We start from the raw sequence: 14,988 nt of genomic DNA, 5'->3' as shown, positions 1-14,988 counted from the left end.
AGCGCGCTGGCTCGCCGTCCGATCCTCCATCTTCTCACCGCGGCGCTGCACGCGCACTGCACACGGAGGCCACGCCGCCCGCTTTGCGCGCGCCCACGCCGGCCCCCTGCCCGCGCCCAGCCTCCTGCCCGCGCCCAGCCCCCTGCCCGCGCCCAGCCTCCTGCCCGCGCCCAGCCCCCGCGCCCAGCCCCCTGCCCGCGCCCAGCCCCCTGCCCGCGCCACCTTCTCCCTGCGGCCCGGCCCCATCGGCACGCGGGCTCCCCCACCTCAGCCCGCCTCCGCCTGCGGGTGCGGGTAGTGGCTCAGCGCCACCAGGTTGCCCTCGGGATCGCGCGCGTACATCGAGTAGGCGCTCTCCCGCTCGATGGCCACGCCCGACGCGGCCAGCCGGCGGCGCCACGCGTCCCGCTCGGACGGCGCGATCCCGAGCGCCACGCAGTGCCAGCCTGGCGCCCCGTCCGCGCGCGTCGGCCCGTCGGCGCCTGCTCGTTCCACGGCCAGAAACGCGCCGCCCCCGAGCTCGAGCCACACCGACCGAGGCGCTCCGGTCTCATCCGTCCAGCGCCGCATCACGGGCAGCCCGAGGACGCCCGCATAGAAGGCCTCGGCCAGGTCCAGATCGCGCACGACAACGGCCAGGTGATGGACCGACAGCGACGGCGGCGTCTCGCGCATACAGCGCGCTCATCTCAGCGCCTTTCTCGCGGGGACGCACCTGAAAAGCCGCTCGCCTGCGCCTCGCCGGGCTCGGGGGTCCCGGCTGCCGCCGCGACCTGTCTTGCCCCGGCAGGGTACCTCGTCTATGGTCCCGCTCGCGGACGTCACACTCCGGGGAGTCGCACAGTCCGGTAGTGCACGAGCTTTGGGTGCTCGTTGTCGCGGGTTCAAATCCCGCCTCCCCGACCCTTTCCGGCGAAGCCCGTCACCCCTCGAGCCTGACGGGCCTACCGGCCCGCCGCTGACCGGCCCTGGCCGCTCCGCTGACCGGCCCTGGCCGCTCCGCTGACCGGCCCTGCCGCGCGCGCCGCATCGCGGCCCCCGCGCATCGCGCGCAGCTTACTTGGCCCCCTCGGGTCGGCCGCGCATAGTCCTGCCGATGTCGATGCACGGAAAGCTCATGCTCGGCGCGAGTCTCTCGCTGGCCCTCCTCGCGGGGTGCGGCGGGCAGCAGGCGGCCAGCCCGGCGCCGGCACCTGCGCCGCCCGCGGCGAGCGCGGCCCCGGCCAGGCCGGCGGCGCCCGCTGGGCAGCTCGCGCGCGCCGACGTGGACCGGGTGCTGCTCCAGGGCCCGCCGTGGATCCTCCGGCGCGTGCCGGTCGAGGAGGTCATCCGGGCCGGCGCCTTCATCGGCTGGAAGATCCTCGCGCTGCCCGCGGACTGGAGCGACATCGAGCTCAAGCCCGGCGACGTCGTCACCCGCGTGAACGACACGCCGCTCGAGCGCCCCGACGAGCTGTTCGCCGCCTACCGCGCCGTGGCCAGCGCGAACGAGCTCAAGATCGCCTACGAGCGCGAGGGCACCGCGCGCGAGCTCGTCGTGCCCATCTTCGGGCCGCCCTCCCAGGAGACCGTCAAGGCCTTCGACAGCGACGGCCCTCCGCGCCGCCCGGCCACGGCCAGGCCGCGGGGCACCACCGTGATCGAAGAGGACGACGGCCGCTCGCCGCTCGAGAGCGACGCGATGTGAAGCGAAGCCGGCCGGGCGCGCCGCGTCCAGCGCGCACCGCCCGGCCTTCCCCGCATCGCCGCCCCCCCCAACCACGCCGGCGCCGCCCCCCAACCACGCCGGCGCCGCCCCCCAACCACGCCGGCGCCGCCCCCCAACCACGCCGGCGCCGCCCCCCACCGCGCCGGCGCCGCGCGCCGCCTCACATGTCGAGCGCCAGCCCCACGACCCACGTCGACGTCCCGACGTGCATCTGCGGGCGCGAGCCGAACCCGTCCAGGTTCGCGTACATCCACTCGCCGAACAGGTACGTGTGGTTGATGCCGACAGAGTTGTCGAGCTGCGACGACGCGCGCCGATCCAGCCAGTTCAGCGCCAGCATCCCGCCGAGCGCGAGGTGCGTGCCCCAGGTGACGCCCTCCGCGCGAACGCCATCGGGCTTCGCCAGCCGGGGGCCCGACACGGAGTACCATAGCCCCATGCCGAGACCGATCTTCCCGTAGGGAACGATCGGAATGCCCGTCCTCCGCATCAGCTCATCGGCACGGACGACGGCCGACAGGTGCATCGGCATGATGGTGAGCGACGTCTCCTCCGCCGCCGCCCTCTCGTCGCCGCCCACCTCGAACGCCGACGCCGACGCCGACGTATATCCCACGCCGATCCCGGGACCGACGACGCCGACGTACGGAATCCGGAGCGGCAGCCAGTCGAACCCCAACCCGAAATAGAACCGCTGGTCGTCCCCGAACGTGCTCTCGTAAGCACCCGCGCCCGAGAGCTCCTCGTCGACCTCCGGAGAGTACGGGCCGAAGCGCAGCTCGAACGCGAAGCTCTGCGGCGACGCATAACGCTCTTCCCGCTGGATCCGCGAGCGATCGGACTGCCGCCAGTCGCTCGTCGAGCGGCTCGACTGCGCGCCGGCCACGGAGGCGACGAGGAACACCGCGCCGCCGGCGAGGCACGCCGCGGCCGGATGACGAAGATGACCGTTCATTCGCTCTCCTGCGTGACGGAACGCGCGCCGCGCCTGCGGCTCCTTCGCAACAACCCGAGCGCCGCGCCGGCCGCCAGGGCGCCGAGCGGCCAGGAGACCCACCGGCCCGCCCCGACCGGCCCCTCGATGCTGCAAAATCCCCCTCCGGCCTTCCCGCCGGCCTCCCGGTACTTCTCGAAGAACCCCTCGACCTCGGTCGGCGTCCCGCAGGCGAGCGCCGAGAGCGGCCCGGCGTTCCCGACGCCATCATAGGCCGCCACCCCGACCACATACGACCTGCCGTTCGTGAGGTCCTCGGCCGAGCCACTGCCGGCCCTTCCCACCTTGCCACACTGGTCATCGAGGTTCGGGATCTCCCCCGGAACCAGGCGCGACGCTTGACACCCCGAGTCGCCTGCTCCCCCCGCCGTGCCCTCGCCGCCCGCGCCAGCAGAGGACTGCCCGCCCTCCTCACAGAAGAAGTAATAGCCTTGCACGTCCTCGTCGTCGTTCGGCGTGAAGTCGACGAGGAGCCGCCCATCCCCGGAGCGCGCCTCGATGTCGCCCGGAGGGAGCGGGCCCTGGAGATCCATCCTCGTCTGGTCCCACTTCGCGACGTCCGTCGCGTCCGCGTCCAGCGACTGGAGCCGCATGAAGTAGATGGTCACCGGGACGGCGCCCGTGCTGGTCCTCGTGCTGTTGCACTCCTCGGCGCCGAGCGCAGCCGCGATCTCCTTCACGGACAGCGTGATGGGCATCGTCTCATCCAGGTTCGACACGCTGAGCACCTGCCGGCACCGCGTGCCGGTGTCGCGGTTCGAGTACAGGGTGCAGTCCAGCGACTCGCTCACCCACACGGCGAGCGTGTCGTTCGTCGAGAAGTCCTGCAGCGTCAGCGTGAACGCCAGATCGTTGTCGTCGAGGCAGTCCTGACGGCTGATCCACAGCGGGAACTCCGCGTCCTGGCGCTGGAGCTTCGTGCGCTCCACGTCCCTGCTGATCGTCACCGTCGCCCAGGCCTCGTCGGCGCCCCCAGCGAGCGCCGCCGCCGCGAGGGCCGCCGCGCACAGCCGCGGGAGGAGCCGCCGCCCTCGCGGCCGGAGCCGCACGAGAAACCTTGTCCTGTCCATGCGCGCGTTCATTCCGCGTCCTTTCAGCACAGCTCGTACCACGCCGCAAATGGCTCGCACAGCCCTTCAAACAGCACGGAAAACGGCGCGATGTCCGCGTCGGAGGCCGCGCCGGAGGTCCGTGGTGGCCACCTCGAAGCGACGCGCCATGACGAGCTGGCCATCGTCGGTCTCCGTTCCTGACAAGTTGTCACCGGCGCCGCGGAGCGCTAGGGGCGAGCGGACCGACGCACGGAGCGGCGGCGCCACGCCCGCCAGACGCGCCGCGTGGCCTTCATCACGCGCCAGGAGAGAGGGCTCGGCTAGCTTGAGGCAGGTGGATCCAACCGACGCCGCTCCCGTGGGGCCGAGCGCGAAGGAGCGCCCCTCCGCCGTTGAGGCGGGGCGCCCCGGACAGCTCGACGCCCGCAAGGACAGCGCGCCCGCGCCCGGGCCGGCGCCCTCGGTGCGCCCGCCCTCGAGCCGGCCCAGCCGCGTCCAGCCGAGCGTCGCGCCCCCCGGCGACGACACCGCCGTCCTCGGCGTCCCCCTCACCCGCGTCGAGCTGCACCGGACGGCGCTGCTCTTCTGCCTCCTCTTCCTCGCCGCCCTCATCCTCGTCGTCGGCCGCTCGGCGCGCGACGCGCTCTTCCTGACCAGGTTCCCCGTCACCTGGATCGCGCCGATGTGGATCGTGTACGGCGTCGCCTCCGCGCTCGCCGCGCTCGCCTACGACCGCATCGCGCGCCGCCTGCCGCGCGCCCGCCTGTGCGTCGCCTTCGCCCTCTTCGGCGCGATCACCTTCGCGCTGCTGCGCGTCCTCATCGGCCAGGAGGTGCGCGCCGCCTACCTCGTCTTCTACATCTGGTCCGAGATCATCGCGAACTTCACCGCCGTCCTCGTCTGGGCCGTCGCCCAGGACCTGCACGACCCGCGCAGCGCCAAGCGCCTCTTCGGCCTGATCGGCAGCGGGCGCGTCGTCGGCACCGTCGCCTGTGGCTTCGCGACCGGCGGCATCGTCACGTGGATCGGCACCGAGAACCTGCTCTTCGTGCTGATCGCCGCGCTCCTCGCCATGGCGTCGCTCACGACGGCGCTCGCGCGCCGGCACCCCCTGGAGCGACCGACGTCCGGCGCCGAGCAGATCATCGAGGCCCGCCTCCCGCGCATGGAAGTGTGGCGCTCGCGCTACGCCCTCACGGTCGCGCTCCTGACCTTCCTCCTCTTCGGCGTCCTCACGGTCGGCGACTACCAGTTCAAGGCGCTCGCCCTCACCGCCTACCCCGACCGCGACGATCTCGCCCGCTTCATGGGGTTCCTCTACGGCGCCGTCGGCGTGATCGGCCTCGTCGTGCAGCTCGGCGTCACGCCCTTCGTCCTGCGGCGCCACGGCGTGCTCGGCGGGCTGCTCGCCATGCCGGCCGCGTTCACCGCGAGCACCGCCGCGCTGCTCGCGAGCCCGACCCTCGCCTTCGCCACCATCCTCAAGCTGAGCGACAACGCGCTCCAGTTCACGATCTACGACGCGACGATGCAGCTCCTCTTCTACCCGTTCCCGCCGGCGCTCCGGGAGCGGGTGAGGACGCTCGTCTCCGCGATCGCCAAGCCGCTCGGCTACGGCCTCGGCGCGCTGATCCTGCTCGCCCTCGCGCCCGCCGCGGCGGCGGGCCCGGCGCTCGTCGACGAGGCCGCGCGGCTCGGGCTCTACTCCCTCCCGCTCTGCGCGGCGACGATCGCCCTCATCCCGCTCGTGCGGCGCGGCTACTTCGACGCCATGCGCCGGACGTTGATGCGCCGGCAGATCGACACGGACAGCGTCGTCTACGGCCCGCAGACGCGCGCGATCCTCCAGGAGGCGCTCTACAGCCGCGCCATGACGCAGGTGCTCTTCGCGGTCGACCAGCTCCGGCAGCTCGACCCCGCGCTCGTGCGCGAGGCCGTCCCCGCGCTCGCGCGCCACGGCTCGGCCAGGGTGCGCGCGCTCGCGGTGCGCCTCGCGGCGGAGCTCGTGCACGACGACGGCCCCGAGATCGCGCGCGCCGCGATCCACGACCGCAACGCCAACGTCCGCGTCGCCGCCGTCGACACGCTCGCCGCGCTCCTGCGGGAGGACGCCCACGACGAGCTCGTCGCGCTCGCGCGGGACAGCGGCGCGCCCCGGGCCGCCGCCGAGCTGCCCCCCGGCGGCAAGGACGCCCCCGACGGGGACGGCCGCGACGACGGCGCGCCGGCCCCCGGCGGCGAGGACGCCCGCGACAGGGGCCGCGACGACGACGCGCCGGCTTCCGGCGGCAAGGACGCCCGCGACAGGGGCCGCGACGACGGCGCGCTGGCCCCCGGCGGCAAGGACGCCCGCGACAGGGGCGGCCGCGACGACGACGAGCTCCGCCTCGCCGCGATCGCCGCGCTCCTGCGCTACTGCGGCCTCGACGGCATGCTCGAGGGCGCCCCGCGGCTGCGCGCGCTCCTCGAGAGCCCGTCCCCGCGCGATCGCGCCGCCGCCGCCCGCGTCCTCGGCCTCGCCGGCCGCGCGTCGCTCCAGCGCGCGCTCGCGCGCCTGCTCGGCGACCCCGACCCCGCGGTGCGCCGCGCGGCCGTGCGCGCCGCGTCGAGCGTCGCCGATCCGCGCCTCGTCCCGCAGCTCGCGGACGCGCTCGCCGAGCGCGCCCTCGCGTCGGCCGCGGCGCGGGCCATCGAGGCGCTCGGCGACGCGGCCATCCCCGAGCTCGCGGCGCGCCTCGACGACGACGGCACGCCGCGCGCCGCGCGCCTCGCGATCCCGCGGGTGCTCGCGCGGCTCTCCACCCAGGGCGCGCTCGACGCGCTGCTCGCCCACATCGCCCACCCGGACGAGGCCCTCCGCCAGAAGGTGCTCGCGTCCGCCTCGCGCCTGCGCCTCGCCCTGCGCGCGCCGCCGGCCCCCCTCCGGGTCATCCGCGCCTGCATCGACGACGAGACGCTCGAGCACGTCCGCATGCGCGAGGCCTACATCGCCGTGCGCCCCCGCGTCGCCAGCCCGCTGCTCGACCAGCACGTGCTCCGCCGGCTGCGGAAGGGGCTCATCCGGGTGCTCCGGCTGTGCGAGCTCGCCTACCCGCGCGAGGTCGTCGCGCTCGTGCGCACGCACGTCTTCGGCCCCGACCCCGCGCTGCGGGCCAACGCGTTCGAGGTGCTGGAGTCGCTCCTCGACCGCCCCCTTCGCGAGCGCCTCGTCGCCCTCGTCGACCGCCTTCTCGAGCTCTCCGTCGCCTTCCCGGCGAGGCCCATGCCGCCGGAGTCCGGCGCCGTGGCCTGGATCCGCCGCGAGATCGCCCGCGGCGAGCCGTACAGCGCCGCGCTCGCGCTCTACGCCGTCGCGCAGCACGCGATCCTCGGCGCCGCCGAGGACGCGCTCGCCGCGACCCGCGCTCCCGACCCGCTCGTCCGCGAGGCGGCCGCGATCGCGATCGCCGTGACGCGCCCGCCGGGCGCTCGCGAGCGCCTGACCGAGCTGCGGGCGGACGCCGATCCCGCGGTCGCCCGTTACGCGCGATACTGGGCGGTCACCGGCGGCACCGGCATCGACCCCGAGGACGAGATGTACACGACGATCGAGAAGGTCCTGTTCCTGCAGCGAGTCCCGCTCTTCTCGCGCGTCGCCGGCGACGATCTCGTGGCGCTGGCGCGCGGCTCGCTTGTCGTCTCGCTGCTCCGGGGCGACGTCATCTTCCGCCAGGGGGAGCCCGGCGGCGCGCTCTACTCGATCATCTCGGGCGAGGTGCGCCTGACCCTCGACGGCCGCGAGATCGCGCGCCTCGGCCCGCACGACGTCTTCGGCGAGATGTCGCTGTTCGACAGCGAGCCGCGGGCCTCGACCGCGGTGGTCACCGAGGACGCGGAGCTGCTCCGGGTCTCGGCCGAGGACTTCCACGAGGCGGTGCGGGAGACGGCCGAGATCGCCGACGCGGTGATCCGGGTGTTGAACCGCCGCCTGCGCGAGGCCGATCGCAAGCTGGCCGACGCGCACGCGCGGCTGTCGCTCCTGCCGAAGCCGCCTGCGCCGCTTCTCTCGCGGGAGCCGCCCGCGGGGGACGACGCGGCGCCCAGGTCGGCGCTCGACGACAGCGACCTCGACTGACGGCGCGCAGCGGGTGGATCTCCGAGAGCGGGTGCCCAGACGCCAAAGCACCGTCTTCTTCTTGGCGTCCTTGGCGCCTTGGCGGTTGATTCTCGCTCGATCAACGTGATCGTTGTTCTAGCCTCGTCGAGGTCCTTCACCTTGCCTGGGGCCAGCTTGTTTCCCCTGGTCACGGTGCGGCTCGACGCCCTCGAGAATGGCACCGATCCGGATCGCGCCGCGACGAAGCAGGCTGTCGCATTCCTCGCGACTCGCAGTTTCGACAGGTCAGGGCGCGAGCGCCTCAAGGGCCTTGTCGACGTGACGGTCGGCCCGACATCGCCTCTTCCCGAGACAACCGCTCTCCCGCAAGCCCGCGATCGCGCCGGCCACACCAGCCACGCCGGCCAGGCCGACGGCCCCGCCGCCCAGGCCGGCAACGCTGGTCGCAGAGGCCGCCGGCGCCCATTCGGGTAATCACGGCTACAAAATCAGGCTCCCCGGGCGCTCCAGAAGCTTCCCGCGCGCGCCCGAGACCTTCGCGCGCTGTCCGGAAGCTTCGCGCGCGCTCCGGAAGCTTCCCGCGCGCTCCGGAGCACGAGGTTTCGCGTACTTGGCGGCGTCCGGCGCGCCCCTGGCGCAGTCCGGCGCGCGCCGGGGGCGAATTTCCGGGGAAAGCTGACCTTCCGACCCGCGCACGAAGCTTCAGGACCGCGGGGGAAGCGTTCGGGCCGGCGCCGCCAACCGCCCCCCTCGAGCTCGCCCGCCGCGCGCCGTGTCGAGCCATCTCGATCGGAGCACGCCGCGCATCGCGTGGAAGGACCCCACGCGCCGTCCGTCAAAATGTCACGCGCGCCGCGCCGCGCCGCGCCTCGATCCGAGCACCGGAACGTTGATTGCAATGCTGCCCGGGGCCGGCCCGACCTCTGCCTGGCATCCACATCGAGAAGGACCCATCATGCTCCCGATGCCTCTTCCGCTGTCCCCTTCCCCGCTGCCCGCAGCGCCCGCCGCGGCGCCGGGCCCGTTCAGGGCGCGGCTTCGCCGGCTCGGGGGCGCGCTGCCGCTGCTCGCCGCGCTGCTCGCGGCGCCGTCGAGCGCCGCGGCCCAGGGCCTGCCGCAGGGCTACACGACCGACGCCGCACGCAGCGCCGGTGAGACCGCGCCTTCACAGTCCGCCGAGACCCAGCCGGTCCAGGTGGACGTCGGCGTGAGCGCCGAGATCGAGGTGGACGCGTACGAGGACACCGACCCGAGCGCCCTCGTCGAGTTCCACGAGCCGCTCGCCCCGTACGGCGCCTGGCTCGACGACCCGACCTACGGCCGGGTCTGGGTGCCTTCCGCCGTCGTCGTCGGCCCCGATTTCGCGCCGTACCAGACAGCGGGCCACTGGGCGCTGACCGACGACGGCGAGTGGATGTGGGTCAGCGACTACGCGTGGGGCCACATCCCGTTCCACTACGGCCGCTGGGTCTGGATCTCCGCCCACGGCTGGGCGTGGATCCCCGGGCGCGTGTACGCGCCCGCGTGGGTCGTCTGGCGCGTCAGCGACCACGGCTACATCGGCTGGGCCCCGATGCCGCCCACCTACTATTGGAGCAGCGGCGTCGCCGTCTCGCTCTGGACCGTCCCCCCCGCGGCGTACGTCTTCTGCCCGACGACGCACGTGTTCCACCGCCACGTCCACACGCACGTCGTCCGCGATCGCGGCGTCGTCCGGCGCATCGCCGCGCACTCGCACACGTACCGGCCGGCGCGGCCGACCGTGAGCAGGCCGGGGCACGGCGAGGCGCGCCCCGGCGGCGCCGGCCGCTCGGGCTCGGCCCACGGCATCCGCCCCGGCAGCTACCGCCCGGCGTCGCCCTCGCTCGCCGAGGCCGGCGTCCCCTCCTCGGCCGCGCCGAGGCACCGCCTGAGGCCGGACCCGCGCGCGCTCGCCTACGCGCACAAGAGCACGGGATCCGCCGCGCGCCCGGCGCCCCCGTCCGCGCGCCGCCTGACGGCGCCCCCCGCGATCGGCGACCGGCGCGCGACGCCCTCGCTGCGCACCCCGAGGTCGCCCGGCGGCGAGGCCCCGGTCGCAAGGCCCGCCCTTCCGGAGCGAGGCCTGTCCGGCGCGGGCGCCCTGCCCCGCGGCGACGCGCGCGCGCCGCACCGCGCCTCGCCGGCGATCGCCGCGCCGCCCGCGCCTCCCCCGGCGCCGCGGATGTCCCCGGCGCCGCGCGTCGGCACCACGCCGCACGCCGCGCCCACGCCGCGCGTCGTCGCTGCGCCGCCCGCCCCGCGCTCGGTGACCGCGCCGCCCGCGCCGCGCGCCGCCCCGGAGCGGTCGCCGTCGACCTCGCCGCCGGAGCCCCGGCCGCTTCCGCGGGCCACGCCGGCGCCGCGGCTCGACGCGCCGCTCTCGAGGCCGCGCATGGCCCCGAGCGCGCCGTCGGTCCCGTCCCGTCCCCGGATCCACATCCCGTCCGGTCCGGGCAGGGCGGCGCCCGCCGGCCGGCCGCGATCGCGCTAGCGCTTGGCCCACGTCTTGCGACGCCCACGAGCAGGAGCAGATCCGATGACTATCTCTGCTGACTTTGTGAAGCTTCGTTCACGGGGACCGTGGTCGTCCCTCCTCGTCGCCGCGCCCCTCGCGCTCGCGCCCCTGGCGCTGGGCGGCTGCATCGTCGTCGACGACGACGGCCGCGACCACCACCATCACCACGACGACTGGGACGACGGAGACGACGGGGACAGCACCCCGCCGCCGCCTCCCACGGACGACCCGATGCGGGTCTCGATCGACACGGACGCGCTCCTGAGCAGCGAGCCGGGCGAAGGGGTCGGCGTCTTCGTCGAGTACGCGGCCGGCGGGACGTGGACGCTCTGGACGACCTGCGACACGAACCAGTCGAGGGTCCCCTGCACCTTCGATCTCTACGCCTCGGTGGACACGTCGTCCGAGCTCTTCGACATCGTGGGGAGCGATCTCGAGAAGAACGACGCGACGCGCCTCGTGGACGCGGGCATCGCGTACTTCCACGCCGAGACCGGCGCGGACTTCGACGCGATGACGTTCACGACGACCGAGGGCGCCGTCGTCCGGCTGGAGGCCTACCTCGACGGGGCCCTGGAGCCCCGGTACGTCTACTGGTTCGGCGACGGCGTCCTGCACGAGGGCGCGCCCACCAACCCGCTCGATTTCAAGCCGACCATCCCCTGAGGGCGCGGCGGCGCCGGCCGCTCCTCCCGCTGCCCGCGCGGCGGGAGGAGCGCGCGGCGCGGGCGCGCGCCGCTCAGGGCGCCTTCTTCGGCTGGATCGGCTGCCCCTCGACGTCCCACACCTCCGGCTCGCCGAGGCCGATCGCCTTGAGCTGCGGCAGGATCTCCTGCTGCGGCCCCACGACGACGACCGTCGCGCCCTTCGGGTCCACCGCCCGCGCGAGCTCCGCGAGCCCCGGGAGCGTCGCCTGCTGGCGCGCCTGGCTGGCCGTGGCGTCGAACGTCTCGGGCAGCCCGAGCCGCGCGAGCGTCGCGAAGCGGAGGGCGGTGCGGTTCGCGGTCTCGTAGGCCGACACGAGGTCGGCCCGGTCCTGCGCCTGCACCTTCGCCAGTTCGTCCGGGGTCAGCCCCGCGTCTGCCATTCTGGCGAGCTCGCCGAGCATCTCCTTCAGCGCGGGGCCCGTCGCCTCGGCGATCACGGAGGCGCGCGCCACGAAGGCGCCCTGCCGCCGCGTGTCGGTGAACGCGGAGGCCGCGCCGTACGACCAGCCGTGGTCCTCGCGAAGGTTCTGGTTCAGGCGCGACGTGAACGAGCCGCCGAGCGCGGTGTTGACGAGCTGGAGCAACGGCCGCCGCGGATCGTCCGCGGCGACCCCCTCCCGCACGACGGAGATCACCGACTGCGGCGCGCCCGGGCGGTCGACGAGCACGAGCCGCGGCGGCTTCCAGGACGGCGCCGCCGCGGCGGTCGCGCCGTTGGTCCCGCCCTTCCCCGGCTGCGCCCCGGGCGCGGCGCCTGCCGCGGCGCCCTTTGTCGGCAGCGCGGCGCTGGCCGGCGCGCCCTTCGCGGCGGGCGCGGCGCTGGCCGGCGCGCCCTTGGCGGACCACGTGCCGAGGTCGCGCGAGATCGCCTGCATCACCTCGTCCCGCGTGATGTCGCCGACGACGGCGATCACCGCGCGGTCGGGGCGCCACGCCGCCTTGTAGAACGCCTTCACGGCCGGCAGCCCGATCGTCTTCGCGTCCGCGAGCAGGCCCTCGACGGGGTGGCCGTACGGTGTCCCCGGCCCGAAGAGCGCCGCCGTCGAGACGAGCGAGGAGACGCGCGTCGGGTCGTCGCCGCGCTTCCGGAGGTCGTTCTGCCAGAGCGCGCTGACGCGCTGCCACTCCTTCGGCTCGAACCGCGGGCGCGCGACGACGTCGGCCAGGATCGAGAACGCGCTGGCGAAGTTCTTCTTCAGCACGGAGAGCGACGCGACGCTCCCGTCGGCGCGCGCCCCGACCGACAGCGTCGCGCCGAGGTCGTTGATCGCGCTCGACAGCTCGAGCGCGCTCCGCCGCCCGGCGCCCTCGTCGAGCATGCTCGCCGTGATGTGGGCGAGCCCCGCCTGGCCCCTCGGATCGTCCGCCGAGCCCGACGCGACGGTGACGGACACGGACACGATCGGGAGCGCGTGGCGCTCGAGCAGCCACACCTTCACGCCGTTCGGCCCGTCGAGCACGACCGGCGCCGGCGGCGTGAACGGCTTCGGCTCCGGCAGCTCCGGCCTGGGCCCGAGCGGGTCCGGCTGCGGGGTGGCCGCCGCCGCGCCCGCGGGGCGCGGCGCCTCGGCGCGGGCCGCGGGCTGCGCCGGCGCCTTCGGCCCGCAGCCGGCGGCCGCGGCGAGCAGCGCGATGATCGCGCCTGCGTGCTTCGCTCTCATTTCGTCACCGCCTTCTTCGCCTCGTCGCTTCCCTTCGGCACGACCCGGATGATCACCCGCGCGTCCGGGTCGAGCGTGCTCTTCGCCTGGGCCTGGATCGACTCCGCCGTCGCGTCGCGGTAGCGCTTCAGATCCTGGTCCACGAACCCGGGCTGGCCCGTCCACGTCTCGTACCGGTTGAGCATCGAGGCGCGCCCGGCGACCGACTCCAGCGCCGTCACGAAGGCGGTCTCGTACTGGTTCTTGGCCCTGTCGAGCTCCTCGCGGCTCACCTTGGCGTCGCGCACCCTGGCGAGCTCGGCGTCGATGGCGGCCTCGAGCTTCTCGAGCGGCACGCCCGGCCGCGCGATCGCCTCGATCGTGAACGTCGAGCCGAGGTCGCTGGAGCTCTGGACCGCGCTCACCTCCTGGGCGAGCTCCTTGTCGTAGACGAGCGCCTTGTACAGGCGGCTCGCCTTGCCCTGCTCGAGCGTCGTGGCGAGCAGGTCGAGCTCGGCGTCGCCGGGCGCGAAGCGCGCCGGGCTGTGCCAGGCCATCACCACCTTGGGGAGGTTCACGTTGTCCTCGATCGTCTGGCGCACGACGCCGTTCAGCTTCACCGGCGCGGGCGCCGCGGGCGCGGGCACCGGCTGCCCCGGGATGCCGCCGAAGTACCGCTCGATGAGGTCGCGCGCCTCCTGCGGGTCGAAGTCGCCGGCGACGACGAGGGAGACGTTGTTCGGCACGTACCACCGCCGGAAGAACGCCTTCACGTCGTCGACGGTCGCGGCCTGGAGGTCCTCGTGCGAGCCGATCACCGGGTGGTGGTAGGGGTGTCCTTTCGGGTACATCAGCGAGGGCAGGACGAGCTCGACCTTGCCGTAGGGCTCGTTCTCGCTCGTCTGGCGGCGCTCGTTCCGCACGACGTCGCGCTGCGTGTTGAGCTTCGCGAGGTCCATGCTGTCCGCGAGCGACGAGAACCTGTCGGCCTCGAGCCAGAGCAGGAGCCGGAGCGCGTGGGCCGGCGCCGACTCGTGGTACGCCGTCCGGTCCGCGCTCGTCCACGCGTTGTTCGAGCCGCCTTCGGCCTCCATCCACCCGTCGAACTGCTTCGTGGGGACGCGGCGCGTGCCCATGAACATGAGGTGCTCGAACAGGTGCGCGAACCCGGTGCGCCCCGGCTCCTCGAAGCGAGAGCCGACCTTGACCATGAGGTTCAGGGCGACGATCGGGAGAGAGCGGTCCTCGTGGAGGATGACGGTGAGGCCGTTCTTGAGGGCGTACTTGGTGAAGGGGACGTCGAGCTTCGGCGGCGGGGCGGCGGTGGAGGGCTGGGCGGCAGCGGGGGCGGCCGCCGGCGCAGCGGCGGCCGGCGAGGCGGGCGCGGCCTGCGGAGCCGCGGCGGGCGCGGTCTTCGGTGGAGCGGCGGGCGGCTGGGCGGCTGCCGGCGTGGCAGTCGGCCCGGAGAGAGAGAGCGCCGCCGCCACGGCCGCCACGATCGGCCGGGCGGCGCGCGGGAGCGGCGCATGTCGCGCGTGAGTTTGCATGGAGGCGAGGGTTGCGCCGGCAGCCTACAGGACGCAAGCGGGCTCTACCGAGCAGGCGACGCCGTGAAGCTCCGCTTCGGACGTCGTCAGCCGCCGCCGAGCCTTCGTCGCGAGGCGATCCCTCGCGACCGGGACAGGTCCCTTCAGGCGTAGCTCAACAGCAACTGCTGTATCGCGGAGCAGAACGGTACCAGGCGGCCATCGGCTCCCGGTTGGTCGTAGCGGGCGGCCTCGGCACGCCAATCGTCCGAGGACAGGCCCTCGAGCCCCTCGAGCGCCCCCTCGATCGCCGCACGGCGGGCCGCCTTCAAGCGACCGATGTCGAGGCGCAGGACACCGATCGCCTGCTCCGCAGCCTCGCGCTTCATCGGTTCGCCCACGGCCTCGATGCGGCCGTCGGACCCGTAGAGGAAGTAGGTGCCACAGTCCTCCATGAACGGGGTCACGGCGAGGTGCTCATTTCCACGCGCGCCGCCGCAGTGCGCAGGCACCGGGGGCTGAGCGCCACTCCCCTGGCACGAGGCCAGCATGTTCGTGTAGTCAAGCGCGCGGGCTGGGTTGACGCTCTGAGCCTCGACGTGCTCGATGTCGACAGTCGCCGTCGCGCTCACCGATGCGGCTCTCGCAGTAGCCGCACAGGTACCCCGGCTCCCGAGCCAGCGCGGCGCGAACGGGCTTCTTGTCGAGATCGCGGTACCGGGGCGTCCA

11 protein-coding genes and 1 tRNA gene are annotated in these 14,988 nt (G+C 74.4%); 6 read left to right on the top strand and 6 right to left on the bottom strand.

The features are described 5' to 3' along the window. Positions 1–267: 267 nt before the first annotated feature. Entirely contained in the window at positions 268–675 is a 408-nt protein-coding gene (locus WMF24_RS10640) for a VOC family protein (RefSeq protein WP_437736271.1), read from the bottom strand. 154 nt (positions 676–829) lie between these two features. Here WMF24_RS10640 and WMF24_RS10635 point away from each other — a divergent pair. Beyond that, positions 830–903, top strand: a tRNA-Pro gene (locus WMF24_RS10635). A gap of 193 nt (positions 904–1,096) precedes the next feature. Then, the gene (locus WMF24_RS10630; protein WP_437736270.1) at positions 1,097–1,687 is read left to right on the top strand and encodes a serine protease; all 591 of its coding nucleotides are present in this window, start codon (positions 1,097–1,099) and stop codon (positions 1,685–1,687) included. 181 nt (positions 1,688–1,868) lie between these two features. Here the strand turns inward: WMF24_RS10630 and WMF24_RS10625 are convergent, their stop codons facing one another. Both WMF24_RS10625 and WMF24_RS10620 read right to left on the bottom strand, forming a co-directional pair. Next, entirely contained in the window at positions 1,869–2,663 is a 795-nt protein-coding gene (locus tag WMF24_RS10625; RefSeq protein WP_437736269.1) for an MXAN_2562 family outer membrane beta-barrel protein, read from the bottom strand. Beyond that, the gene (locus WMF24_RS10620; protein WP_437736268.1) at positions 2,660–3,772 is read right to left on the bottom strand and encodes a hypothetical protein; all 1,113 of its coding nucleotides are present in this window, start codon (positions 3,770–3,772) and stop codon (positions 2,660–2,662) included. The genes WMF24_RS10625 and WMF24_RS10620 overlap by 4 nt, the downstream gene beginning before the upstream one ends. Positions 3,773–4,088: 316 nt before the next feature. Between WMF24_RS10620 and WMF24_RS10615 the strand changes: the two genes are divergently transcribed. From WMF24_RS10615 to WMF24_RS10600, 4 genes are all read left to right on the top strand, one after another. Next, positions 4,089–7,868, top strand: coding sequence for an Npt1/Npt2 family nucleotide transporter (locus WMF24_RS10615; RefSeq protein ID WP_437736267.1), 3,780 nt, complete (start codon positions 4,089–4,091; stop codon positions 7,866–7,868). 78 nt (positions 7,869–7,946) lie between these two features. Continuing rightward, entirely contained in the window at positions 7,947–8,324 is a 378-nt protein-coding gene (locus tag WMF24_RS10610; RefSeq protein WP_437736266.1) for a hypothetical protein, read from the top strand. 481 nt (positions 8,325–8,805) lie between these two features. Further along, the gene (locus tag WMF24_RS10605; RefSeq protein ID WP_437736265.1) at positions 8,806–10,362 is read left to right on the top strand and encodes a DUF6600 domain-containing protein; all 1,557 of its coding nucleotides are present in this window, start codon (positions 8,806–8,808) and stop codon (positions 10,360–10,362) included. A 66-nt stretch (positions 10,363–10,428) separates the two neighbouring features. Next, entirely contained in the window at positions 10,429–11,052 is a 624-nt protein-coding gene (locus WMF24_RS10600) for a hypothetical protein (RefSeq protein ID WP_437736264.1), read from the top strand. Positions 11,053–11,125: 73 nt separating this feature from the next. Here WMF24_RS10600 and WMF24_RS10595 read toward each other — a convergent pair whose 3' ends face one another. The 3 genes from WMF24_RS10595 to WMF24_RS10585 all read right to left on the bottom strand — a co-directional run bounded on the left by WMF24_RS10595 (position 11,126) and on the right by WMF24_RS10585 (position 14,891). Further along, a complete protein-coding gene (locus WMF24_RS10595) occupies positions 11,126–12,754 on the bottom strand; it encodes a M16 family metallopeptidase (RefSeq protein ID WP_437736263.1) in 1,629 nt (542 codons plus the stop codon). Next, positions 12,751–14,280 (bottom strand): M16 family metallopeptidase, encoded by a 1,530-nt coding sequence (locus tag WMF24_RS10590; RefSeq protein ID WP_437736262.1) that lies wholly within the window; start codon positions 14,278–14,280, stop codon positions 12,751–12,753. The genes WMF24_RS10595 and WMF24_RS10590 overlap by 4 nt, the downstream gene beginning before the upstream one ends. Before the next feature lie 143 nt (positions 14,281–14,423). Continuing rightward, on the bottom strand, positions 14,424–14,891 hold the full coding sequence (locus tag WMF24_RS10585) for a hypothetical protein (RefSeq protein WP_437736261.1): 468 nt from the start codon (positions 14,889–14,891) through the stop codon (positions 14,424–14,426). Positions 14,892–14,988 lie beyond the last annotated feature (97 nt).

The sequence above is a fragment of the Sorangium sp. So ce1335 genome (genome assembly GCF_051521615.1).
Lineage (GTDB): Bacteria > Myxococcota_A > Polyangia > Polyangiales > Polyangiaceae > Sorangium.
This window is presented reverse-complemented; position numbering and strand designations above follow the sequence as displayed.